This window comes from Treponema sp. R6D11, assembly GCF_054786075.1.
Genome location: NZ_BDHD01000271.1, coordinates 1 through 1,900, shown reverse-complemented (window position 1 = coordinate 1,900; position 1,900 = coordinate 1). Strand labels below are relative to the sequence as shown.

The 1,900-nt window shown below is 39.5% G+C and carries 2 protein-coding genes; one reads left to right on the top strand and one right to left on the bottom strand.

All coding sequences use genetic code 11. From position 1 onward, the window contains the following. Positions 1–33 precede the first annotated feature (33 nt). The gene (locus ACYVTD_RS12185; protein ID WP_461248027.1) at positions 34–762 is read left to right on the top strand and encodes a toprim domain-containing protein; all 729 of its coding nucleotides are present in this window, start codon (positions 34–36) and stop codon (positions 760–762) included. Positions 763–802: 40 nt separating this feature from the next. Here the strand turns inward: ACYVTD_RS12185 and ACYVTD_RS12180 are convergent. After that, positions 803–1,900: hypothetical protein (locus tag ACYVTD_RS12180; protein ID WP_461248026.1), on the bottom strand; the 1,098-nt coding region annotated here is incomplete at its 5' end.

Here is a 1,900-nt window from a genome sequence, read left to right as displayed (position 1 = left end):
ATGCTCACATCTTCCAACTCAATGGCAGATAAAGTGCAAAAGTTCGTAGACTGTCGTTCAAAAGACACCGCAAAAAGAGAAATCTATATAGTTGAAGGCGATTCTGCACTTGGCGCCTGCAAACTCGGGCGCGATAGTGAATTCCAAGCCATCATTCCAGTCCGCGGCAAAATTCTCAACTGCCTAAAAGCAGATTATGCCAAGATCTTCAAAAGCGAAATAATATTAGATTTAATCCGCGTCCTAGGCTGCGGAATTGAAGTTAAATCTAAGCATAATAAAGATTTAAATACATTCGATTTGGACGCGTTGCGTTGGAGCAAAATCATAATCTGCACAGATGCCGACGTCGATGGCTACCAAATCCGCACCCTAATCCTCACCATGTTCTACCGCCTCATGCCAACCCTCATCGAAAAGGGCTACCTCCACATCGCAGAATCCCCACTATACGAAATCGAATCCGGCAAGGACACATTCTTCGCATATAACGAGCAGGAAAAACAAGCAATTCTAGACAAACTAGACGGCAAAAAATATTCTATCCAACGTTCGAAAGGCTTGGGCGAAAACCAGCCAGACATGATGTGGCAAACGACGATGAACCCCGAGTCGCGCAGGCTAATCCAAGTAAATCCAGACGACTCCGAAGAGCTAATGCAACTAAAATTTGAAATGCTCCTCGGCGATAATCTCCAAGCAAGAAAACATCACATCGCAACAAACGGCAAAAAATATATCGAACTCCTAGACGTCGTATAATAAAACACGCCATTAAAAAAGCCCGAAGGGCTTTTTTTATTTAATCTGTCACCAAGTTGAATGTTTTACTATTAACCCTAAATGTCCAATTTTTCAATTCCCAATTCCTTGCCTTCTTTTCTTTAGTATCCTGCAGGAACAATTTGTAATAATCCCAACTCGTCATATCACTATAAATGCTGTAATAATTTTCTTCTCCTACCTTGATAGTTTCACCCTCTTCAGTTTCTTCATAATTTTCACTATAATCTCTCGAAACACGGCATTTTAATTCACTAGGATACACAGCCACGGCAACTCCGTCAGGAAGTGTATTATCAATCTCTAAAGCATCTGGTGAAATTCTAGGATTTTTAGCCAATTGCACCGTCTCTTTAGTCATAATATATTCCGCTCTTTCAAACCCAGCAGACACAGCCAACGCCCCGCCGAGCCCAATCCCTGCGATTAGAACTCCAATAAGAAAAATAATATACATAGGAGTTTTGAAAAATTTATTTTCCTTAAAAATAAATCGAAATAGAGCATCAACAACTGCATATAGCGATGTTATTAAACCAACCACTCCAATAGCAAGCCATAGAAATATTATGCTATAGCCGACATGTATAATCAAACTAGCAGCGAGCGAGACCAACAAAAGCAAGCCTAATGCAATCGGTGCACCCAGGCAAGCTGATAAAAATTTTGCGAAGAAAAGTATAAGTTTGCCGAAACCCTCAAAAAATTTGTTGCTCGAATGCATAGGGTCGCGGATTATTATCTTCTCCTTCTCACCCGAATAATCAACGGCCTTCTCTATTTGTTTCTCAGGCACATTGCTATCTTCTATAGTAACATAATAGTCTAAATATCTCACCTTAAATATATTAAACAGTATCACCATATCAACTACAACTAATATAAACAAGAACACTCTAAACAATATGTCCTGAATAAACCCACCGATTACCGGAATATTTAGAAATAAACCGAACACCCAAGCGTTCATAATAGCCTGCACAATCAAAGTTAAAAGAGCTAATATGCCAGCTAAAAATACAAACTCGCAAACACATTTAACCTTCTGCCCAAATTTCATGGCGCAGAACATGTTGTACATCCTAGTTATGAAACCCAAAAAACTCTTCATAAAGCT